We start from the raw sequence: 22,608 nt of genomic DNA, 5'->3' as shown, positions 1-22,608 counted from the left end.
GTCTCGTTCGACTAAGAACGATGGGTTCCAGCTCGGAACAATTTTACAGACTTGTATCCCATCAGCCACAGGTTGAAAAAGTTCTGCTACACGCCAACGGCGTCACAATTCACGCGGGATCCGTCGTCAACCTCTCCGCATCGCTCGGGAGGGGATCATGCGCGCATCACGTGCATTCTGCGATCACCGATTCCTTGGTTGCGCGCTCGGCGCGCTCGCATTTGGTTTGTCGAGCGGCCCGACACTGGCGCAACAGGTCGTCGCCAATAGCACGACTGAGACCGCCAGCGGGACGATCAACACCGGAGTTCTGCCGCCGACCGCGGGTTATCCGCTCTACGCGCTGAACAGCGGCATCATTTTGAGTTCGACACCGCTTGCCCTGGTCAGCGGGGGCGCCAATTCAGACGGCGCGCACGCCGAAAGCGGTGGCAACATCACGATCTTCTCCGGGTCTTCCGTCAGAACGACCGGCGCTGGAGCACCCGGGCTCCATGCCACAGGCGCAGGTTCCAGCATCACTGCGGCCGACACGACAATTCAAACCACGGGAGCGGGCGGCAGCTTTGGGGCTTTCGCGGAAGGCAATACCACCGTCACGGTGAGCGGCGGCAGTATCACCAGCCAGGCGAGCGCTCTCCGCGCAAACAGTGGGGGCACCGTCAACGCCACCAACGTAACGGCGACTGCAAATGGCCCCAATGCCATAGGTGCCCTCGCCAACAACGGGACCATCAACATCATCGGCGGCTCGGTCACCGCGCTCAACGGAAGTTCGGACGACGGACTCGTCGCAAGCTTGGCGAACGGCAGGTTGACCGCCGACGGCGTGACGGTCAATGCGAGCGGCAACGGGCTGCGCACCAACGCCAACTCGTCGCTCTCATTCCAGAACGGCACCGTCACTTCGGCGGGCCTTGGGGCCTATGCCTTCGGAACCTCGACGATTGCTATCGCGAACAGTTCCGTTACCGCGACGGCGGGCGGTCTGAGGGCTGACAATTCGACTCTCTCCGCAACCAACGTCGACATCACGACGCCGGGTCACGCTGGGCTTTCGAATGGCGCCGCCGCCAACGTTACTCTTTCGGGAGGGACTTACTCGATAACCGGACTCGGCGCCGGCTTGGTCGCGATCGGTGGGACGCTCGATGCCACCGGAATTGCCGTAGTCGGATCCGGGGCGTTGAGAGGGCATGGAGCCATCGCGGAGAGCGGCGGAACGGTAAGCCTCCATGCAGGAACTTCGATCACCACCGGTGCCGGCTTCAACGCGGTCGGCATCGGGGCCTCCGCCGCGGGCAGCCGAATTACCGCGGATGCAGCCATCCCCCTCACTATGAACGGCCGCGGCGCGATGGGCGTCTACGTCCACGACGGGGGCCAAGTATCGCTGGTACCAGGCTCATCGATGACGCTGAACGGAACCAGCAGCGTCGGCGTGTCGGTGGACAACACAGCCGTCGCGCTTGGGACGATCGGAAGCGGTTTGACGATCAATCTCAATGGCGCTGGGGTCGCGGGACAGGCGGGCAGCACAGGGGTCGCGGCGTTCAACAACGGTAGCATCGCCCTTGAGAACCTGACCGTCACAGGGCCCAATGCTGCGGCCGGCGCATGGGCGGCGACCGGCAGCACCATTACGATCTCTGGCAACAGCCGTATCGACATCAATTCCGCGCAGAACCAAACATTCTACACGCTGGCGACAGCAACCCTCGTTACCGAAAATCCAGCGGTCGGCTCAATCTTCTCCGTAACCGGCGGAAGTCCGATCGCAGGACTGTACGCGCCGGGCGGCCGGATCAACAGTATCGGCACGACCATCAACGTGACCTCTGGAAGCGGCGCAACGGGCGCCGAGGCGGCCAATGGCGGCGTCGTCGACATGACGAGCAACACCATCACCACGACGGGCACCAACTCGTTCGGTATCCGCGTCGATTCGAACGGTCAGGTCTTCGGACGTAACTCTAGTGTAACGACGTCCGGCGGCGGAGCGGCCCTGTTCATTAATAGTGCGCCCGGCCTCATCGATCTTACGAATACGACCGCCCTCGCGACGGGCCCCGGCACGGACGGCCTCGCCACGCTGAACTTCAGTGCCGCCGGGATAAATACCGTCAACCTATCGGGAGGCAGCCTCATCAGTCAGCAGGGGATCGGCATTGCCGCGCAAGGACCGTTGAACGTGACTGCCAGCAACGGCACCGTGGTGACAGGCGGCGGTGGCGTTCTGCTGGGAGCCTTCAACAACGTAGTTGGCTTCCAGCAGACGGTCGTGCAGTTCAACGCCTCCAGCGGCAGTATCCTCACAGGCGACGCCTTCGCGCAGTCGTCGAGCATCGCCAACATCGCTCTCTCGACGCAAGCGCGCTGGACAGGAGCCGCCCTCGACGTCACCAACGTCGACGTGGGGCCGACGAGCACTTGGACGGTCACCGCGAACTCGAACGTCACGCAACAGACCACGAACGGTGGCACGATTCAGTTCACGCCGCCCGCCGGCGACCCGACACAACTCCCCAGCTACAAGACGCTGACGACGCAAACCTATGTCGGCGCCGGCGGAACGGTCGGTCTGAACACCTTCCTGGGCACGGACGGCTCCCCTTCGGATCGCCTTGTGCTGAATGGTGGCAATGCTTCGGGCAACTCGTTCCTTCGTGTCGTCAACACGACCGGCCCGGGTGCGCTCACCACCGGCAACGGCATTTTGGTGGTCGATACGATCAACGGAGGAACAACAAACGCGGGTGCGTTTGCACTCGGAGCTCCAGCCGTAGCAGGCCCCTACGAATACACTCTATTCCGATCCAGCGTCGACGCGAGCAATCCGCAGGCTTGGTACCTGCGCTCCACGCTCAATTGCGATCTCGCTCCGACCGTGCCGGAATGCGAAGTCCCGACGCCCGTTCCGAACCCTACGCCGAACTACCGAATCGAGACCTCGCTCTACGCGGCGATCCCTTCCATGGCGTTGCTCTACGGGCGTAACCTGCTCGACACGCTCCATGAGCGCGTCGGTGAGGAAGAGGATACGCGCAATCGCGCCAATCCCGAGAACGGCAAGGTCGGCTGGGGTCGCGTCATCGGGGTCAACGGCGTGCAACACGGCGATAGTCTCGGCGGCTCCGGCGGCCCGCGCTACGACTACACGTTTCTCGGCTTGCAGGCCGGCATGGATGTCTATCGTCACGACCGGCCCGACGGCAGCCGTGACCTAGCTGGCGCCTATTTCGCGATCGGAGGTGATCAGGGACGTGTCACGCATTTCGACAACAGGCAAGGCGACACCAACTTCGCGGCCTACACGCTCGGCGGATATTGGACGCATTTCGGAGGGACCGGCTGGTACACCGACGCGATCCTGCAAGGCACGTTCTACGACATCAGTTCGACCGCAAACCGGGGGTTACCAACCTTCAAGACCGGGGCACAGGGAGCCGCCGCTTCGCTCGAGGCCGGCTATCCCCTCAAGTTCGCTGGCGGCTGGTTCATCGAGCCCCAGGCCCAGGTGGTCTATCAGAACGTCCACATCAACGACGCCAGCGACATCGCGGCCCAGATCCGGTTCGCTGATGTCGAGTCACTTCTCGGCCGAGTCGGCGCGCGTTTCGGCCGAACCTGGGGCGTCGCCGGCTCGCCGCAGCAGACGATCACGGCCTGGATTCGGCCGAACCTCTGGAACGAGTTTCTCGGTAATCCGACCACCTCGTTCTCGTCGGCAACCGGGTTCATCCCGTTCCACGCCGATCTCGGCGGTCTCTGGGGCGAGATCAATGCCGGCATCAGCGGCCAGATCAATCCGAACACCACGCTTTACGCGAACGCCTCGTATCAGAGTCGCTTCGACGGGGGCGGCTTCGCTTACACCGGAAAGGCCGGTTTAAGGGTGAACTGGTGACAACGTCAGCAAGGTGCGCATGGAAAGCGGACAGGCTCCACAGCGGTCGCCGCTGACGCACGAAGGGAGTGTTTGCGCGATGATCATTGATTTTGCCGGCGTCCCTGTTGTCGCACTTCGAGCCAAAGCATCACCAGCGAAAACATGAACAGGTTGACGGCCAGAATGAAGGTAACGACGATGCTGCGGTTGTAGTCGACGCCGATCAGCGCGTCGAGAAAGACCATGACGACCATGGCACCGGTCAGCAGGCCGCTGAGCACGCAGGATCCGATCGCATATCGAACGATCCTCACTCTTCGTCCGATCATGTGATCGGTGCCGACCTGGGACGCCGTCGTCGATTGCGCGGATAGCCGATCAAGACGACCGACAAGCAACGCCGGCAACGCCGCGACAGCGCCAAGCAGGAACGCAGGCGCTGTCGCGAGCGATATGACACGGGTGATTTGGTCAATGGGAACCTGTTTGAGCAAGCGTTCCTCCCTCCAGCCCGGCCAAGCGGTGCCGATGATAGCCTGCGACCCCGTCGTCCGGATAAAAAACTACGAAGTCAGATAGGTCCTTAAGGGCCTGCTCCCGGTCGAGCGCTTCCAAAGACGCGTACAGCCGATCCCACCTGCAACATCTGAAGATCTCGGCCTCGCTCGCGGCGGACCGCTCTCCGCGCAGCTCGCTGATCTCGACGGGCTCGTCGAAACCCTTGGGACGAATCCGATCGACGTTACGAAACAGGAATTCCCTCTCGACTCGTTCCCTGACGGCTGCGCTGACCAGCACGCGCGTGCCGTAGTTTTTGTTCAGCCCTTCAAGCCGGGAAGCCAAATTCACCGTGGCTCCGAGCGCCGTGTAGTTCATCCGATCCGCGGACCCGACGTTTCCGACGACGGCATCACCGACGTGGAGACCGAAGCGTGTCTCGTAAATCGGCCAACCTTCGCTCCGGAAGGAGGCGTTGACCTCCTCGTTGGCACGAATGCACGCCAGGACGGCGCGGCAGGCATTTGCGGTATGGTCGGGGTCTTCCGCCGGTGCGTTCCAGAACGACATGACTGCATCCCCGATGAACTTGTCCACGGTGCCTTGCGCCTTCATGATCTCTTCGGAAAGCGCGGCGAAATACCGCGAGGTGTAAATCATCACCGCGACGGGTCCGCCCTTTCGGTCTTCGCCGTGAAATCGGCGACGTCGGTGAAGAGAACGGTGATCTCGCGGCGCGATCCCCCCAGCGTGAGCGAGGACTCGGCCTCGATCAGCTGCCGCACGATCTGCTTGGGAATAAAGCTCGAGAAGCTTCTGACGACGCTGCGCATGGTGAAGACGGAGCGGCCGAGCTCTTCGATCTCCGCGATCATGGAATGGATGCGGGGGCGGTCCGCAATCTGAAACCGTTGGATCTCGTCCGTCTCCGCGGCGAGCTTGCGAAGCGGCCGCGCCATCAAGGATCCCAGCCAGAATGCCACCGGCAGCGACGCAGCGACGAAGGCGAGCGCGAGGGCAAACAGGGTCCGGCGTTCGGCGATGATCCGCGCATAGAACTCGTCGAGCGGCGCCACGACAGCCAGCCTGATGTTGGCCGCGCCGGCGGTCTCGATCCTGTGGAATCCGGCGACGTAAGTCCGTCCCCCAGCGTCATCGAAGAACTGCTGGGCCAGTCCTCCGGTCCGCCAAGCGGTGATCGCCGACGACAGCCCCGGGAGACCGGCCGCAGCCATCCCGGGCAGTCCTTCGACGCGACCGGCGGTCTCGGCCATCAGACGCCGCATCTGCGGATGTCCGACAATCCGCCCTGCGTCGTCGAACAGGAAGGCAACGCCCGTTTTGCCGAGCTTTTGCTGCACGAGCATCTGCTCGAACCGGTTCAGCAAGATGTCGCCGGCGATCACGCCGCGGCGGCCTTCCCTCAGCGGTCTCCGCAGCGTGTAGCCAGGCTCGCCGCTCGCGTGAAACACGTACGGCCCCGTCAGCAGCGTCCCGTCGTTCCGCACGGCGTCGACGTACCACGGCCGTTGGCGCGGATCGTAATCGACCGGCCCAGAATTCTCCACGATCTGGATCAGGTTTTGCGACAGGTAGACTGTCTTCGTCGCCGAGCCGTCGCCGCGCGCGATCAACGCCAGCCGAAAGACCGCATTCTCGTCGGCCTTGAGGTCGGCCCGGAAGGACGGTCCGGCCCGATCGATGACGTCCATCTCGAGGAACGACCCGTCTTCGTAGCCGACGTAGAGATTGAATAGCTGCTCGTTGTTGCGGAGCATTGCCGCCAGCAAACTGTTCAGGCGCGGGTTGTCCTTGATGGAGGCCGTCTGGATCGACGGGAGGTCGGCCAGGATTTCGAGACTGTCGCGAACGTTCTTGAACTGCTCGTCGATGTGCTCGGCACCGAGCTGAGCGACCTTTTCGATAAAGCCGCTCGCCGCCGAGCGGGTAATCTGCGTGACCCTTTCGAAGCTGAGAAACACCAGCGTCAGACCGACGGCGAGCACGGCCGCGACGAACACCGCGACGATCGACGTCCGAAAGCCGATGCAGAATTGCCGACCGCGTACCGCCGGCAACCCCATGCGCCCCTCCTACTTGCGGACGATCGGCTTCGAGGCCGGCGGCTCCGGCGCCTCAGGTGCGATCGAGAAGGTCGCCCAGGTGCTGAACCCGGACGGCCGGTTCTCGGTCGCAAGGTCCTTGTAGGCCTTGAGATTCAAATAGCCCTGGTATCCCTCGAACAGCTTGGGGAAGATAAAACCGATCTGGGGCCCGAGGCCGACGGTCATGCCCCTGAAGCCGCCGAGTGTCGCGCCCGGTCCCGTGTCGTCGGTAAGCTGCTGGAAGTAGTAGCCGACCACGCCGATCTGGAACGTCCTGGTCAGAAACTTGGAGGCCGCCCAGTCGAGATGGAAGTCGATGCCGTTCTGGTACTGCAGATCGCGATTGGGGGCGCTGTAGGTCAATCCCGCGACGACAGAGAACTCGTTGCCGGCCTTCGGATTGAAGTAGGTGTAACCGCCGCCGGCGTCGATCGCGGCGAATCCAAGGCTGAGATTGGCGAGCCGGTTCACGTCATAGGTGCCGCTCGGGATGTTGCCTTGAACATAGACCATCTCATTGTGGACGCCTTGGTTCCATTTCAAGCTGCCTTGGTAGAACACGTCGGCAACGCTCGTCCGGTTGTCGGTCCGTGTTCCCGAGAGGGTGTTGCCTAGCGGTCCGGTGAGGGTCGCCCCAACGCCGACCCCGACGTTGCCCGCTGCGCCGAGCACGGCGAAAGTTCCCTGCCCCCCCAGGATCGGCAGCGCCGAGGTGTATGCGACGCCCTGAATCAGCGCGTCGGCGTGGTCGGTGAGGCCGACGGAGACGGCTCCGCGACCGCCGCCGGGCAGGACGAAGTTGGCGCCGCCGCCTGCGCTCGACTGCAGATGGAGATAAACGGTGGTGGAGGCCCAGCCCGGCACTGTGGGGGTCGCGGCCAGACTACCGAAGGAGCCCGGCAGCCAGAAGCTTAGCCCTCCCGCGTCGGCCATGGCCGTGCCTGCCATTCCGATCGAAGCCACTGCCGCCAGACATGCCGTCCTTAGCTTCATCACAACCTCCCGATGTTCGCCATCCCATTCGATCGCAGGATTTCCGGCCGTTTCCCAATAGGCAATCCCGTGATCGCACATTTTCCGGAAGTGTGCTTCCGGAGTATCTCTCAACATTCGATGATGACCTTGAGCGCGCCGGTTTCCGCGGCGCGCGAAAAGACGTCGTAGGCCTCCGCGATCTGGTCGAGGCTGAAGCGGTGCGTGATCAGCCGCTTCGGCTCGATGCGCTTCGAGACCACCGTCTTCATCAGCATCGGCGTGGAGACGGTATCGACCAGCCGGGTCGTGATCGAGATGTTACGCGACCAAAGCTGTTCGAGGTGGAGATCAACCTTGACGCCGTGAACGCCTGCATTCGCGACGATGCCACCGGGAGCGATGACCTCGGTGCAGAGCTCGAAGGTCGCGGGGACCCCAACGGCCTCGATGGCGGTGTCGACGCCGGCTCCGCCGGTCAATTTCATCACGCGTTCTGCGGCCTTGCCGTCGCCACTGTTGACCGTCTGCGTGGCGCCGAACTGACGCGCGATCGCAAGCCGCTTGTCGTCCAGGTCGATCATGATGATCTCGGCCGGCGAGTAGAATTGTGCAGTAAGAAGTGCCGCCAGGCCGACCGGCCCCGCCCCGACGATGGCGACCGTCGAGCCAGGCGCGATCTTGCCATTGAGCACACCGCATTCAAAGCCGGTCGGCAGGATATCGCTGAGCATGACCAGCGCTTCTTCGTCGACACCTTCGGGCAGTCGATAGAGGCTGGTGTCGGCGTACGGCGTCCGGACGTACTCAGCTTGTGTTCCATCGATCTTGTTGCCCAGGATCCAGCCGCCGTTCCGGCATTGTGAGTACATGCCGCGGCGGCAGAAATCGCACTTCCCGCAAGAAGAGATGCAGGAGATCAGAACTCGGTCACCCGGCTTGAACGCAGTGACGCCGGCACCAACGTCGTCCACGACGCCAATGCCCTCGTGACCGAGAATGCGCCCCGGCGTGCACGTCGGCACGTCGCCCTTGAGGATATGCAAATCTGTGCCGCAGATCGTCGTCTTGACGATCTTTACGATTGCGTCGCCAGGTTCCTTGATCGCCGGTTTAGGGCGGTCCTTTAGCGACTTCTCGCCTTTGCCGGAAAACACCAACGCTTTCATGTCGTGCTCTTGTAAGAAAGTCTGCCGCGACGCATGCCGCAACCGGGGACGATGGGCATCACGTTCCCCACATCACGTAGTTGACGATGGTATCCGTCCGGATCAATCCCTTACGGAACACGCCGGCGAACGGCACGCGGTCGGAATAGACGGCAGCTTCGCCGCGCGCGCCTGCCGGCAAACGTAGATTTGGATCGTCCAGCTTGAGGATCGCCGCGAACCGTGGCGGCGGATTGGACGACGAGGTGATTGCCGGGATCACGCCGCCGACCGGGATCTGCCCCCCGCTGGTGATATCGATGGTATCGACGACCTTCGCCGTGAACACGAGGCCGGGATACATCGGAAAGATGACTTCCGCCGGCGACCCGCGGCTGATGCCGAGGTAGGTGCCTTCGGGAAAGGTTGCCGCGATTTTTCCCCGGCTCTCGTCATCGACGTCGCACACGAACGGCATCACCGCCGAACCCGGGCTGACGATCTGACCGGGCAGAATATTGACGTTCGAGACGAAGCCGTCGCAGGGCGCAGTGACCCTGGTCTCTGTGACATCGTTCTCGGCGGAGGCCAGTTGCTGGCGGACCTGCGCCACAGCGGTGTTCTCGCCGCCGATCGTGGAGGTCAATTCCAGACGCGCCCGTTCCTCCGCCGCCCGTGCGCCGGCTTCGCTCTGGACGGCAGCATCCAGATCGCGCTTGGCCGAGTCCACCGTCGCCTGGGCGACGACATTGCGGCTGAAGAGCTGAACGTTTCGATCGTAGGTCTGTTGCGCCAACGCTGTCTGGGCCTCAGCCCGTTGACGCGACGCATTTGCCTGGTCGAGCGCGGCCTTCAACTCCGGCACGCCCTGTTGGGAAGCCGCCAGAGACGCTTTCAGCCGCTCCACCTCGAACTGAAACGGCTGCGGATCGATGTTGAACAGCGTATCGCCCTTCTTCATCGGCGCGTTGGCCCGCGCCAGCACCTCCGCCACGCGTCCGGGCTTTGACGTCCGCGGCGCAATTTGCACGACCCGGCGCAGCACCTGCACGTCGCTGGATCCCGGATGATAGAAGTTCATCGCGTAGAGCACATAGAAGAACAGAATCGGACCCGCCGCCGCCAGTACGATGGCGAGCGTCAACGAAAGGCGGATCAGCTTCAGCTTGACGAAGATCAGCCAGACGATGGCGGCGTATCCCAGAAACAGCGGCCATTGCATGGCGTCACCTCCTGTTTAGTTTGGCAACGATGCCGTCAAGCCGGGCGTTGAGAGCAGCGAGTTCGCGCCGCAGCGCCTCCGCGGATCCCGGCGCGGGATCACCGGGCTTGGGCTGCGCTTCCCGCCAATACCAGTACAGAATGAGCACCGAGGCGATCATGGCCGGGATCATGGCATGCCTCCTTTCGCGAGCTGGCGCTCGATGTCCGCGATCCGCGCGGATGTCGTCTTCAGTGCTTCCTGCAGCCCCGCGAGATCCGGCGGTGGCATGAGCTCGCGGCCGGCGGGAATGAGAAAGGCCCAGATCAAAGCGATCGGCCATAGCGGCGGCAACAACAGGCCGAGCCACCCGCAGACCGTGATGGCGGCCACCTGGGGATGGCCGCGACCCTGCGCGATCTCGCCAGGCAGCTTCCCGAGCCTGTAGATGAGCCAGATGGCAGCGATGAACAGACAGACCACGATGACGAGGCAAAGCCACCAGAACGCGTCGTAGCTCGATTGTCCGCCTACGGCAGCGAGAACCATCACTGCACCTTCCTTCCCCATTCTACAACTCCTTCACAAGCAGGCCGCGAAGCTTGGCTTGCTGGGCAGTGTTGATGCCGAGTCCTTCGGCGAAGTAGCTCTCGATCGTACCGTAGCGGGCGCGCATCTCGTCGAATGATGCTTCCAGATAGTCGCGTTTCACGCCAAGGATGGCGATTGGAATATCGCGGTCGCCGCCGTCGGCCGCGAAGCGATCAATCGTCGCCTTGTAGTAGGCCAGCAGGTTGTCGTTGCTGCGCAAATAGTCGGCCATCACCGCCGCCTCAGGAACGCCGAGGAGGGTGAGCAGTGCCGCAGCGGCCCAGCCGGTTCGATCCTTGCCGGTCGTGCAGTGAAACACAGCCGGCAGATTCGATTTGTCCGCGAGAGCAAGATAGAGCGTGCGGTAGGCGTGTTGCGCGCTCCGCAGGGACACGAACTCGCGGTAGCCTTCCGCGAAGTGCGCTTCGATCTTGCCGCCGCCGAGCGCCGCGTTCGCTGCCTTGGGATCGCGCAATAGCGCCTCCAACTGGGCTGGCGCGGCAGACTGCGCGTCGGCGAGAACGTTCAGGGACACGATCCTCGCGTCCGCCGGAACCTGATCGGGCTGAACCTTCACCTCCTGGATCGTACGCAGGTCGAATACACTGCGTAGCCCCACGAGACCGAGCTTCGTAAGATCAGGAGCCGTCATCGGATTGAATACATCAGACCGGTAGACTAGGCCGCGCACGAGGGTCTTGCCGTCGCCGGTCCGATAGCCGCCGAGGTCGCGCAGGTTAGTCGCCGCCGACAATTCAAGCGCGTGGCCAAGGCTTTCGCCGGGTGCGAGTCCTAACGAGGCGCTGAGCGCTTGCGCGCCGACTGGCGCGGATATCGCCAACGACGCCGCCACGCCCAGAGGCAAAGCGAGCAAGCTTCGACGATCCATCATGGTCGGGACCATGGCCAATACCTCGCCTATCGAACCTTCTGGACCGAGGGCACGATATACTCGCCGCGATACATGCGCTCCTCCGGCTGGTAGAGCCGCATCACCATGAAGAACCCTTCCGCCGGCGCGGGCAGCCAGTTGGCTTGCTTGTCCTTGCTGGGAGGATCGTGCTGGATCGCGATCGTAAGGCCGCCATCGGCCTCGGATTCCAACTTTTCGGCCATGTTGCCGATGCCGTAGCGATTGATCGGGTTATTCGCGAAGAACCCCTCGATATCGTACATGCTTATCCGCCAGTAGCGCGCCGGCGGAAGCTGGCCTGGCGGGAAATGCAGTACGTATTTGTTCGAACCATTGAGCGGCTGGCCTGCGGCATCGGCTCTTACTTGCGGGAAGAGGATTTCGCTCGCGAGATCACCCCAGACGTAGCCGAACCCCGTGCCGGCACGGTCGAGCCAATTGTCGAGGCTAGTCTGGTCGTAGCCCACCGCCCATGTGCCGCCCGGTTGGAGCGGAAACAGATCGCGGGCCTTGTGCGCAGCGAGGGTCTGGCCGTCGAGCACGGCACGCTTCAATCCCGCCACGGTGGGGGCATCGAGCTTGTCGAACTGGAAGCCCTCCTTCGCCGTGATGCCAATGGCCTGAAGCTGGCGGGCGAAACCAGTCTCGTCGTCCCTGACGGTGAGGTCCTTCAGCGTCTCTCCCAACTCCTCAAAGAACAGAAGTTCATCCGGCGTCGTGGTTCCCGGCCGCCGGATGGGACGCATAGGCTGGCCCGGCTGCAGTTCCGCGTTCGTCTTGCCCCAATCCTTGAGCGCGATCATTTTCAGGCCGCTCTGAAGCACATGCACCTTCGCAAGGTCGTCTTGACCGGTCACAGCGATGTGGGGCGCGAACTGCACGTAGCGGCTCCGCACATCGATCCGCTTCAACCCGGCGGGAATTTCGCCCGACCACCCGACCGGCACGACGACGTAAGGAGATGGCTTGCCGCCGTCCTGCTTCTGACTGATCGTGTGGGTGTCGCTGTGAAGATCCCAGATGCTGGTGCGGAAATAACGATCGCCGAAATCCGGATGCACGATGACGACCGGTCCCTCCTTCAGGTCGACCAAAATGATCGAGTAGAGCGTCTCGGTGTTCGGCGTCTCGATCAAGCGCGTATTGGAATTGAGAAGCCTTTGCGCGTGCCCCCAGACGTTGACGCCATGCGGCAGCGGATCGTACGGCGAACGTTCCTGACCGCCAGGCAAAGGCCGGCTGAACAGGCGGAACGACTGTCCCGCCTTTACCCACTGCATGCCCCAAAGCACCGCCTGCACGCCGAGCGTATAGGCCTCGCTCTCGCGCGCCTGATCGGCGCTCATCCGCGCGAAGGCGTCCGGCGCCTTCATTAGCGAAGTCGGGGGTGTCGCCTCGTTGCTCTGCGCATGGGCGGCCACCGTGAATATCACGGCAAACACGGCCAGTGACGTCTTTCTCATGGCGACCCTCGGCTCCCCATTTCATGACTGTCCTACTGCCTCGCTACGGCGATGTCGTTCAGCTTCCAGCTTCCGTCGAACGCGGGTTCCAGCGGACCGTAGAGGCGGAACATCGCGAAGAAGCCCTGACCTGGGATGGTCTCGATCCAGTTGGTCTCCATGCCGGCAGGCGCCTTCGGTCCGAAATAGAGATCGACCGAACCGTCGGCGTTCTTCTTGAGGTCCGATAGGCCGCCGCGCCCGGCACGCTGCTGGTCGGTATCGATCATGCTGCGCGTGCGGTTGTCGTAGATAGTGACCGACCAGAAGGCCTTCGCTGGCGTATCGGCATCGACATGCAGCCGATAGGAATTGCCGCCGTGCAGGAACGCGCCGGTGCTGTCACGGAACGTCGAGGCGTACCACGTTCCCTCGCCTGGCACCGGTTTCATCGTGTAGAGATAGCGAGCATTCATGGCGAGCTGGTACCAGCCCTGCGCGCGCTCATCCAATTCGGTCCGCTCCACCGTCTCGAAATCGGGCGTCGTCGCGAACGTGATCTTCTCCCACTCGCGATCGGGCCAGTATCGTCGTCCGTCGAAGCGATTGGCAAAAGCCATGTTGGCCATCATGGCTGCCCCAGTGTCGGCGGCTTTCAACAGGATGCGTCGCTGGCGCTCGTTTGGCTGAAACGACTTCCCGGGCTCAAGCCCAAGCGGCTTGAGCATCGCATACATCAGTTTGTCCTGCGGCTCGACGCGCACGTCGGAAAGACCGTCGGCCAAGTATTCGAAGAAGCGGTAGTCCTTTGGCCAATCGGAGTTCATCGGCACGCCGCCGACACGGATCACCCGGGTCGGCTGCGCAGCATCCTTCTGTGCGAGCGGATAGAGTCCGATCGAGCCAAGCAGGTTGACCAGCGTATCCGGCCCTTCCCCCGCTTTTGGCGTCCCGCGCGCAAGTAGAAAGACCCGATTGGTGCGGCAGCGCACCTCGATATAGCCGGTGGGAATCGGACCGTCGTAGCCCGGAGGCAACAGCAGGAGCTTCGCGCCGTTGCGGGTATCGCCGACGCCGATGTCGAGAACAGCCCTTTGCCAGAAATCGACAATGCCACCGAGTACGCCCGTCGGAGCGTCGACTACAAATGGCCCGGTCTTCGACAAGTCGATTACCGAGTTCCCATAGGTCGAGACGTCGTTGCCGGTCATGAAGACCTGCTTAGGAGACAACGGCTTGTCGAACACCACCATCGCTGGCACGGCCAGATTGAGTCCGGCGGATTCGAGCGCCTTCGCCACCCCGACCGAGTTAACCAGCGGCGTGGCCCAGATGTAGGCCTGCACCGCACGCTGGTAGTCGAGCTCATCATACAAGGCTGTCGATGTCTCCGAAGTCGGGTAGCCAAAACGGAAGCCTGCGCCAGCGGGACTGCTGGAGGGGGCGACGGTCGAGGTCTGTGCACAAGCACCCCATGGGACCGCGGCTGCGATGATCGCGGCCGCGATCTTCAGACGAATTTTGCGTCCGACGATTGAGGAATACGACATCATGATTCTCTCTATCCCGTTTCCTCTTGACGACGACGCCATGAGAAATCTCGCCCCGCCAGCGTGACGTTCGCGTCCCCTACGATACCTTCACCACACCGGGCATATTGTAGCTGCCATCGATCAGCGGTGTGCCGGGTCCATAAAAGCGCGCCGCGAATTGAAAGCCGCCGCTCTTCGGCGCCGGCAGCCAGTTCTGCCGCTGGCTCGCCTTCTTCGGCTCGTCGCTCTGGATGTAGATCACGAGCTTGCCGTCGGCGCTGTGAAGCTTGCCGCGCTTCAACATGTAGCTGTTGATCGAGTACCGGTTGATCGGATTGTCGACGAAATAGCCGTCGTGATCGTAGAGCGGTAGTTCCCAGAACTCGGTCACGGGGGGCATGTCGTTGAGATCGAAGGTCAGCGTGTAGCGGTTCTCTCCGGAGAGCGGACGGCCAGACGAGTCCTTGAAACCCAGCGCACCGGTGTGTGAGCGCGAAGGGACGGGCGCCAAAAGCGCGATCAATCCATTCCCGGCCCGCGCCACCCAATCGGTGTCTCGATAACCGAGGTCCGAGGCGAGGCGCCATCCCTTCATGTCGCGGCCGGTATTCGCGAATGCTTGCGCGGCTTCCTTGCGTCCTTCCTCGATGCCGGCCTCGATCGCAGTAACGATCTCGGGAGACAGTTTGGAGGGATCGAACGGAGTGCCGGCTTTCAGGCCAAGCTTCTCGAACCGCAGGAAAGCATTGCGCTCGTGATAGCCGTCTTCCTGCTTCGTGAAGGTCTTGTCGTTGAGAACGAGACTCGCCCAGCGCAGGAATTCGATGCCCTTGAGCTTGCCCGGCTCTCTGACAGCCTCCATCCCCGGATAGGCGGGATAGTCCCCCTTGACGACCAGCACGTCCTCGGCGCGGACACTCTTGCGCCCGGCCGCTTCCCAGGCGCCGAGCGGCATCAAGGTGATGCTGTCCTGGATACCGTTGACCAGATTCACCTCGTCGGGCGTATCGTCGGTCAAGGCGATGCGGGCGGCGACCGTCGCGAATTCCGACGGCGACTGGAAGATTTCCGCCCCGACAAACCCTGCCGGCATCTTGCCGCTCCAGTTCGGGCCGATCAGCAGCCGCTGGATCTTTCCTGGCGCGTCGAACTGGCTGCCGATGATATAGGGCCACCATCTCGCATAGTTGTCGGCGAACTGGACGCTCCAATAGTGGTCCCTGATCTCGGGCACCACAACGACAACAGGTTCTTTCGAGAGATCAAGCATCCCGACGCCGTAAAGGGTGGTCGCGTTCGGCGTGGTTGCGGAACGGTCCGCCGCGGTTCTCGGCTTTCGATCCCAACTCAGGCGATTGACGCCCGCGAATTTCGGGCTCTTGTCATTTTGCGCGGTGTTGTAGCGTAGATGGTAGATGCCGATCGGATGCATCCCCCAGAAGAATATTTCTTTGGCGACGCTTCTCGCCTCCTCGGGCGATGTCGGGGACATCAACTGCGCGCTGGCGAGGCCGACAGTCGCAGCGGCCGCCGCCAAGCCGCCGCCCGCCAGCATCGCGCCTCGTCGGGTTAACTGTACGTTCATGGTACTCTCCTGTGAGATCGCATCTTCGCTGGTTATGCCCTCTCGGCTGGGCTGCTGCGCGGACCATGCTCGAGTAACTTCTTACAAGAGAGACTTGGGTCGTGCGCCACTTAGAATTGGCCGGGCCTTCCATGTCCTTGGACTCGAAGTCAGTTCTTGTTGGCGCCCGCCGTCGTGAGCTTCTCCATTACGTCGCTCACGGTGAAGCTCGCCGCCTTTGCACGCGGCGGGAACTCCTTGAAGCTCTCGATGTATCTGGCGACCACCGCTTGCGCCGGCACAGCCAGGAAGGCGTGATGCACCTGCCAGTCGCCGTACAACAGGCTGGTCGTCGCCCGTTCGAACGGATCGGCTCGTAGATTGTAAATGTTCGGCACGCGGAGTTTCGTAAATTGCCCCTGCCATACGCTGATCGGCGTTTGCGGAGACAACTCCGTGTTCTGCTCCGTGAAGGCGATCTTCCAATCGCGGACACGGAGCGCCATCAGGTCGCCGTCGTCGCTCCAGTACAGGAACTCGCTGCGCGGGGATTCCTTCGCCTCGCCCTTCAGGAACGGCAGCAGATTGAAGCCGTCGAAGTGGACCTTGAACTGCTTGCCGTTGAGGGGCGTCCCTTTCTTGGTTCGCTCGACGAGATCCACATCGCCGTTGGCGGCGGCGAAGGTCGGAATGAAGTCCTCATGCACGCAGATGTCGTTGATGATGGTGCCGGGCTTGATCACGCCGGGCCATTTGATGAGGCACGGCACGCGGGAGCCGCCTTCCCAGTTGGTGGCTTTCTCGCCCTTGAAAGGTGTCGCGCCCCCATCCGGCCAGGTGAAGACCTCCGCGCCGTTATCGGTCGTATAGACGACGATGGTGTTGTCGGCGACGCCGAGGTCGTCGACGAGCTTCAGAAGCTCGCCGACATGCCCGTCGGTTTCGACCATCCCGTCGGGATAGATGCCCTTGCCTGTCTTGCCCTGTGATTCCTTCTTCAGGTGCGTGAAGACCTGCATCCGCGTCGAGTTGAAGTAGCAGAACCAGGGCTTGTTGGCGCGGTGGTTGATGAAGTCCTTGGCCGCACCGAGGAACTCCTCGTCGATCGTCTCCATGCGCTTGGTGTTGAGCGGGCCGGTATTCTCGATCTTGCCGTCCGCGCTCGACTTAATGACGCCGCGGGGGCCGAACTTCTTCACGAACGACGGATGCTTGGGATAGTCTGGGTTCTCGGGCTCCTCCTCGGCATTGAGGTGGTAAAGATTGCCGAAGAACTCGTCGAAGCCGTGCGCGGTCGGGAGGTGCTCATCGCGGTCGCCGAGATGATTCTTGCCGAACTGACCGCTGGCATAGCCGTAGGTCTTGAGCACGTCGGCGACGCTCGGATCCAGCGGCCCAAGCCCGAGTTCCGCACCCGGCAGGCCGACCTTGGTAAGGCCCGTGCGCACTGGTGTCTGCCCGGTGATGAAGGCGGCGCGACCGGCGGTGCAGCTCTGCTGGCCATACCAGTCGGTGAAGACGGCGCCTTCCCGTCCGATGCGGTCGATGTTCGGCGTGCGATAGCCCATGATACCCATGTTGTAGGCGCTGACATTGAACCAGCCGATGTCGTCACCCCTGATAAGGAGGATGTTCGGCTTGCCAGTCCCGCCGGACGCGGTAGATGGAGCGGGCGCAGCCTTCTGCGCCTGCGCGAGCGTTTGCGATGTCAGCGCCGCCGTTGCGACCAGCGTCGTCGTTCCGAGGAGCAGCTTGCGGCGATCGATGGATTTCTTCGCATCGGCCTCAGTGTTCTTCGCGTCTCGGCTCATTCAACACTCCCTGGGTTGCAGACTGCCTTCGCGATGGCTGAATGACAGGCGTTCGGACCACGCATCTGAAGCCGACGTGGCTGGTCGAGGTATCGACGGGCTCGGCGTGTCGCGCCGCGGGGCGGTAGCGTCGGCAATAGTTCGGCGCACAGAGATGCGAACCGCCCTTGAGGACTTTGCGAGGAATCCGGACGTCGGGCAGGTGGACGTCGTAACATGCGCTCTCCGGGCCCCCGCGCGGGTTCAACGGGATGCAGCACTGCTTTCCCTCGTCCTCTTCGTGCTTGCCGGACCACCAGTCCGACGTCCATTCCCAGACGTTGCCGATCATGTCGTGGAGGCCGTAGCCGTTCGACGGAAAGGACCGGACCGGCGACGTACGCTCGAAACCGTCCTCAGCGAGGTTATGGACCGGGAACTCGCCCTGCCAGGTGTTCGCCACGTGCCGGCCGCCCGGCGTCAGCGCATCGCCCCAGGCGAACTCCGCGCCGTCGAGCCCGCCGCGTGCGGCAAACTCCCACTCGGCCTCGGTCGGAAGGTCCTTGCCGGCCCACTGGGCGTAGGCAAGCGCGTCGCTGTAGGACACATGGACAACGGGGTGGTCGTCGAGATCCTTGATGTTGCTCTTGGGGCCGTAAGGACGCCGCCAGTTGGCGTCCTTCATGAAGGTCCACCACTGGCTCCAGTCACGAAGATCGTTGATGCGAGGCGCCGGAGCAAACACCAGCGAGCCCGCGAAGAGCATATCCGGCAACGCGCCGGGATAGTCCTTGGGATCCGGCATTTGCTGCGCCGTCGTCACGTGCCCGGTCGCGTTGATGAATTCCTTGAACTGCCGGTTGGTGACCGGCGTCCTGTCGATCCAGAAGCCGTCGACGGAGACGCGATGGACCGGTGCCTCCTCCGGATAGTGCTCGTCGGAGCCCATCCGGAAGGAGCCGCCCGGAATCCAGACCATCTCCGCAAGCCGGGCGGGGTTCGTTTCGCGTAGCTCTTCGGGAGCGGACAGCATGTGTTTCCCCGCCCCGCGCGCTACTGACAGTAGTCCCAGAAACCCTGCGTCCGGGACGGATCGGTGTAGTACCAGCACATGCCCGGCGCCGGCGCAGCGCCTGCCCAGGCGGCAGCGGTCGCGGCCGTGACGACACCGAGCGCCGCACCTGCCGCGATGGCTCCGCCTGCCGGCCAGCGATACCAGCCGGGACGGGCCCATCGGACTCCGCCGCCCCGCCAACCGGGGCGAACCACGGCGCCTCGACGGACGACGGCAGCTCCACGAGGCCCGACGACCGCGGCTCCGCGCCGGACGGCCACCCCGCCGCGAGGACCGACCACGGCCCCGCCACGGCGCACGACGGCCCGCACCTCGATCGCATCCGATCGTCCTTCCTGCGCAGCCAAATCCGCCGGATAGATCGGTGCCGCGAAAGACGACTCCATGGGCAAAACGCTCGCTACGCAAAACAGGATCGCCGCGCAAGTTTTGTTAAATCTGCCGGTCATCCGCCTTCTCCCTTTCCCGTGTTTTTGTCGAAGCCAAGTCGTTCGTTCGCTCGAACCCTTCCGACGACTTTGCGGGGCGACAGTATTCCCCGGTTGCGTGGCGACAATATGCAATTCGTGCCAACTGTGAGTACCAGGCCGGCCGGCTGCAGTGGGATGCCGCATAGGATCGTGCGCCGCAGCGTCACGAGGCGCGTCCGGGACTGAGACACCGTTCCTGAAAGATCGCATTTTCAAGGCTCTCGGGCGCAACGACGGAGCGTTGGAAGCCTAGGCTCGGCCGAGAGCCTGGGATATCGTACTGGGTTATAGGGAAGACATACCCGGAGTTTAGAGACTAATACCGGAGTATGCGGTGAGTACATCCAGAGATGGTGCATCGCGAAGAGCTGTTGCTGTCCACGATGCCGCCGACCCGGCGGCAGCTTCAGGTCACCGCGATGGTCGCCGTCGCGCTGTTCACCGCCTTCATCGCCACGCTGCCGTTCGGATCGCTGCAGATCACGCCGGTCCCGTCTTTCATACCCATCGTCGACACGACGCTGCTGCTCAGCGACCTGATCACGGCAACACTGCTGTTCGCCCAAGTCTCGGTCGTACGCTCGCCGGCGCTGCTCGCACTGGCGAGCGGCTATCTCTTCACCGGCCTCATCATCGTTCCGCACGCCCTCACCTTTCCCGGGGCCTTCGCCGAAACTGGGCTCCTCGGCGCGGGAGTCAATACGACCATCTGGCTCTACTACTTCTGGCACACCGGACTGCCGCTGGCCGTGATCGCCTACGCCGCGCTCAAGGCGCGCGGCAAACTCGCGATCGGCCATAGCAATGTGCAGAACTCGATCATCGTCTGCATCGCGGCAACGCTAATTGCGGTAGTAGCGCTGACCTTTCTCGCGACAGCCGGCCACTCGTTGCTGCCGTCCATGATGTACGATGCCGTCAACTGGTCCTGGACACGGCTCTATTATGTCGCGGCGTTCCTGCTCATTCTGCTGGTCCTTGCCATCGGGCTAGTCTGGCGCGGACGCCGGTCCGTGCTCGATCTCTGGCTTATGGTCGCGTTATGGGCCTGGCTGATCGAACTCCTCCTCGTCATGGGCACGGACTCCCGCTACAGCCTACTCTGGTATGCCGGCCGCACCTATGGCCTGCTTTCGGGCGTGTTCGTGCTGCTGATGCTGCTGTCGGAGACCACCAGGATCTATGCCCGTCTCGCGCTCTCAGTGATTTCCAGCAGGCGCGAGAAGGAGGGCCGGCTGATGACCATGGACGCCGTCGCCGCCTCAATCGCGCACGAAGTGAAGCAACCTCTCGCGGCCATGGTGACCAACGCGAGCGTCGGCCTCCGTTGGCTCGACCAGACGCCCCCCGGCATCGACCAGGCGCGCAACACCCTGAACCTCATTGCAAAGGACGGCCATCGCGCCGCCGACGTGCTCGGGAGCATCCGGGCCGTCCTGGGGCAGCAGAAGACGAGCCGCGTGCCGACCGATCTCAATCGACTCGTCCGGGAGGCGGCTGCGCTCATGTCTGCCGAGTTCGCCAGCCAATCCGTTTCCGCCGATATGCTGCTGCAATCCGGACTTCCGCCCGTCATCGCCGACCATCTCCAGATGCAGCAGGTCTTTCTCAACCTTTTCACCAACGCCACGGAGGCCATGCGTGACGTCTACGCCCGCGACCGGATTCTCGTCGTCCGGTCCGAGCGAGTCGGCGCGCATGACGTCATGCTTACAGTGGAAGACACCGGCAGCGGCATCGGACCGGAAAGCACCGATCGCATCTTCGATGCCTTCTACACGACCAAACCGGGAGGGACCGGTATGGGCCTTCCCCTGTGCCGGTCGATCATCGAGTCGCACGGGGGCGACCTGTCGATTGCGCCCCGCGAGCCTTTCGGAACAAAGGTCCTGATCAGGCTGCCCTTGAATGGAGTGACGTATGACTGAAGCGGCTCGCGATACCGAAGCGCTTGTTTTCGTGGTGGACGACGACGAGTCTGTCCGAAACTCCGTTGCCGGCCTGCTCGGCGTGGTGGGCCTCAAGACGAAATGCTTCTCTTCGGCACGGGATTTTCTCGACGAGCAGCTTCCCGACGCCCCAAGCTGCCTCGTGCTGGACGTACGTCTGCCCGGCGCCAGCGGGCTTAACGTCCAGGAAGATCTGGCCAGAGCTGGCATCCCGATCCCCATCATCTTCATGACTGCGCATGGCGACATCCCCATGAGCGTTCGGGCGATGAAGGCCGGTGCCATCGAATTCCTGCCCAAACCCTTCCGGGATCAGGACATGCTGGACGCCATCTACCTGGCGCTGTCGAAAGATCGCGCCCGCCGGCAGAAGGAGCTGGGCCATCATAACGTCCGAGCGCGCTATGCCGAGCTCACGCCGCGCGAGCGGGAGGTCATGAGCCTGGTGGCGGCCGGCCTGGTCAACAAGCAGATTGCCGACCGGCTGTCTCTCGCCGACATCACGGTGAAAATCCATCGCGGTAACGTCATGCGGAAAATGGGCGCCAATTCGCTCGCCGATCTGCTCAAGATGGCGTTGATCCTGAGCCTCACCTGAGGGGTAATATCTAATACCCCCGTATGATTCCGTTTTGTACGGAACCGGCCCATCTATTTGCCGTCGTAAACAGTCGCCGGTCCGCGCGTGCCCGACTCTATCCGCATTTGCATCGTCGATGACGACGAGTCCTTTCGGAAGGCGCTGGCGAGCCTGGTCGAACTGCTGGGCTATCGGGTAGATCCCTTTGCTTCGGCGGAAGCGCTTTTGGCCTCCGACAGCCTCGAACGCGCGGCCTGCATCATCACCGACATCCAGATGCCTAGTATGAGCGGCATCGAGCTGCACCGTCGCATTCAGTCTTCGGGACGGACAATACCTTTCATCTTCGTGACCGCCTATCCGGACGACGCCACCCGCGCGCGCGCGTTGCGCGATGGAGCCATCGGCTACCTCGGTAAGCCGATGCAGGAGGCCGGCCTCGTCGATTGTCTCGAGCGCGCAGTCCGGCGACCCTAGCCGCGGGCAGGACGATGCGCCCTTGGGTCGGTTTGCTGAGGTGGTGCCAGCGATCGGCTCCGACCGCCACCGCGTTCCCCCGGTCGGCAGGGAAACGATCTGCGAGCGGTGGCAGCTCCTACAGTTGGAAAGTGCAGGCGCTCTGGCGATCCTAGGCGGCCTTCTTCCTCGTCGTCGGCTTGTATCGGGCAGCGGCACAAGGCCTCATTGCCAACCAGTAGCCCACCGCGTCAAGGTACACGATCTTGTCGGCGAATTCGCCGACCGCGTTGCCAACATACGCGCGACTGCAATTCTCCGGGATCAGGCCGCGCTTGCGGAGAATAGATTCCAACTCGGCACGGGTGAGGGGACGCTTTGCCTCGTCGATCAGCTTCATGATCCACAGACCGGCCCGCTGCACAGCGGTCAG

19 protein-coding genes are annotated in these 22,608 nt (G+C 62.9%); 4 read left to right on the top strand and 15 right to left on the bottom strand.

What is annotated here, in order from left to right:
- Positions 1 to 157 precede the first annotated feature (157 nt).
- Complete coding sequence (locus tag DY467_RS10190) at positions 158 to 3,907, top strand: autotransporter outer membrane beta-barrel domain-containing protein (protein ID WP_164635760.1); 3,750 nt, start codon at positions 158 to 160, stop codon at positions 3,905 to 3,907.
- 83 nt (positions 3,908 to 3,990) lie between these two features.
- Here DY467_RS10190 and DY467_RS10185 read toward each other — a convergent pair whose 3' ends face one another.
- From DY467_RS10185 to DY467_RS10125, 14 genes are all read right to left on the bottom strand, one after another.
- Positions 3,991 to 4,383, bottom strand: coding sequence for a DUF2721 domain-containing protein (locus DY467_RS10185; RefSeq protein WP_164635758.1), 393 nt, complete (start codon positions 4,381 to 4,383; stop codon positions 3,991 to 3,993).
- Positions 4,361 to 5,047 carry an adenylate/guanylate cyclase domain-containing protein gene (locus tag DY467_RS26505; protein WP_246701517.1) on the bottom strand — a complete coding sequence of 229 codons (687 nt, stop codon included), beginning with the start codon at positions 5,045 to 5,047 and terminating at the stop codon, positions 4,361 to 4,363. Before DY467_RS26505 ends, DY467_RS10185 begins: the two co-directional genes overlap by 23 nt.
- Positions 5,047 to 6,471 (bottom strand): cache domain-containing protein, encoded by a 1,425-nt coding sequence (locus DY467_RS10180; protein WP_246701511.1) that lies wholly within the window; start codon positions 6,469 to 6,471, stop codon positions 5,047 to 5,049. Before DY467_RS10180 ends, DY467_RS26505 begins: the two co-directional genes overlap by 1 nt.
- A 9-nt stretch (positions 6,472 to 6,480) precedes the next feature.
- Positions 6,481 to 7,602 (bottom strand): SphA family protein, encoded by a 1,122-nt coding sequence (locus DY467_RS10175; RefSeq protein ID WP_349627626.1) that lies wholly within the window; start codon positions 7,600 to 7,602, stop codon positions 6,481 to 6,483.
- The gene (locus DY467_RS10170; protein WP_164635756.1) at positions 7,596 to 8,633 is read right to left on the bottom strand and encodes a zinc-dependent alcohol dehydrogenase family protein; all 1,038 of its coding nucleotides are present in this window, start codon (positions 8,631 to 8,633) and stop codon (positions 7,596 to 7,598) included. Before DY467_RS10170 ends, DY467_RS10175 begins: the two co-directional genes overlap by 7 nt.
- Before the next feature lie 58 nt (positions 8,634 to 8,691).
- Complete coding sequence (locus DY467_RS10165) at positions 8,692 to 9,834, bottom strand: HlyD family secretion protein (protein ID WP_164635754.1); 1,143 nt, start codon at positions 9,832 to 9,834, stop codon at positions 8,692 to 8,694.
- Positions 9,835 to 9,838: 4 nt separating this feature from the next.
- Positions 9,839 to 10,006, bottom strand: a complete 168-nt coding sequence (locus tag DY467_RS10160) for a hypothetical protein (RefSeq protein ID WP_164635752.1) — start codon at positions 10,004 to 10,006, stop codon at positions 9,839 to 9,841.
- Positions 10,003 to 10,383, bottom strand: coding sequence for a DUF3302 domain-containing protein (locus DY467_RS10155; RefSeq protein WP_246701510.1), 381 nt, complete (start codon positions 10,381 to 10,383; stop codon positions 10,003 to 10,005). The genes DY467_RS10160 and DY467_RS10155 overlap by 4 nt, the downstream gene beginning before the upstream one ends.
- Before the next feature lies 1 nt (position 10,384).
- Positions 10,385 to 11,308, bottom strand: a complete 924-nt coding sequence (locus DY467_RS10150; RefSeq protein ID WP_164635750.1) for a tyrosine-protein phosphatase — start codon at positions 11,306 to 11,308, stop codon at positions 10,385 to 10,387.
- Positions 11,309 to 11,322: 14 nt separating this feature from the next.
- Positions 11,323 to 12,780 carry a DUF1254 domain-containing protein gene (locus DY467_RS10145; protein ID WP_164635748.1) on the bottom strand — a complete coding sequence of 486 codons (1,458 nt, stop codon included), beginning with the start codon at positions 12,778 to 12,780 and terminating at the stop codon, positions 11,323 to 11,325.
- 32 nt (positions 12,781 to 12,812) lie between these two features.
- On the bottom strand, positions 12,813 to 14,312 hold the full coding sequence (locus DY467_RS10140) for a DUF1254 domain-containing protein (RefSeq protein WP_164635746.1): 1,500 nt from the start codon (positions 14,310 to 14,312) through the stop codon (positions 12,813 to 12,815).
- A gap of 76 nt (positions 14,313 to 14,388) precedes the next feature.
- Positions 14,389 to 15,876 (bottom strand): DUF1214 domain-containing protein, encoded by a 1,488-nt coding sequence (locus DY467_RS10135; protein ID WP_205502234.1) that lies wholly within the window; start codon positions 15,874 to 15,876, stop codon positions 14,389 to 14,391.
- A gap of 149 nt (positions 15,877 to 16,025) precedes the next feature.
- Positions 16,026 to 17,666 (bottom strand): arylsulfatase, encoded by a 1,641-nt coding sequence (locus DY467_RS10130; RefSeq protein WP_164635744.1) that lies wholly within the window; start codon positions 17,664 to 17,666, stop codon positions 16,026 to 16,028.
- Positions 17,641 to 18,678: a formylglycine-generating enzyme family protein gene (locus tag DY467_RS10125; RefSeq protein ID WP_246701509.1), complete on the bottom strand. Its 1,038-nt coding sequence runs from the start codon at positions 18,676 to 18,678 to the stop codon at positions 17,641 to 17,643. Before DY467_RS10125 ends, DY467_RS10130 begins: the two co-directional genes overlap by 26 nt.
- A gap of 862 nt (positions 18,679 to 19,540) precedes the next feature.
- On the opposite strand from DY467_RS10125, the gene DY467_RS10120 reads away from it, so the two are divergent.
- The 3 genes from DY467_RS10120 to DY467_RS10110 all read left to right on the top strand — a co-directional run bounded on the left by DY467_RS10120 (position 19,541) and on the right by DY467_RS10110 (position 22,196).
- Positions 19,541 to 21,118, top strand: coding sequence for a sensor histidine kinase (locus DY467_RS10120; RefSeq protein ID WP_164635742.1), 1,578 nt, complete (start codon positions 19,541 to 19,543; stop codon positions 21,116 to 21,118).
- The gene (locus tag DY467_RS10115; RefSeq protein WP_164635739.1) at positions 21,111 to 21,737 is read left to right on the top strand and encodes a response regulator transcription factor; all 627 of its coding nucleotides are present in this window, start codon (positions 21,111 to 21,113) and stop codon (positions 21,735 to 21,737) included. The genes DY467_RS10120 and DY467_RS10115 overlap by 8 nt, the downstream gene beginning before the upstream one ends.
- 87 nt (positions 21,738 to 21,824) lie before the next feature.
- Positions 21,825 to 22,196 carry a response regulator transcription factor gene (locus DY467_RS10110; protein WP_205502232.1) on the top strand — a complete coding sequence of 124 codons (372 nt, stop codon included), beginning with the start codon at positions 21,825 to 21,827 and terminating at the stop codon, positions 22,194 to 22,196.
- A 151-nt stretch (positions 22,197 to 22,347) separates the two neighbouring features.
- On the opposite strand, the gene DY467_RS10105 is transcribed toward DY467_RS10110, so the two are convergent.
- The gene (locus tag DY467_RS10105; RefSeq protein ID WP_164635738.1) at positions 22,348 to 22,575 is read right to left on the bottom strand and encodes a hypothetical protein; all 228 of its coding nucleotides are present in this window, start codon (positions 22,573 to 22,575) and stop codon (positions 22,348 to 22,350) included.
- Positions 22,576 to 22,608: the final 33 nt, after the last annotated feature.

The sequence above is a fragment of the Rhodopseudomonas sp. BR0G17 genome (assembly GCF_010907025.1).
Taxonomy (GTDB): Bacteria; Pseudomonadota; Alphaproteobacteria; order Rhizobiales; family Xanthobacteraceae; genus Rhodopseudomonas; species Rhodopseudomonas palustris_H.
The sequence above is the reverse complement of the archived record's forward strand: the minus strand, read 5'-3'. Positions and strand labels throughout refer to the sequence as shown.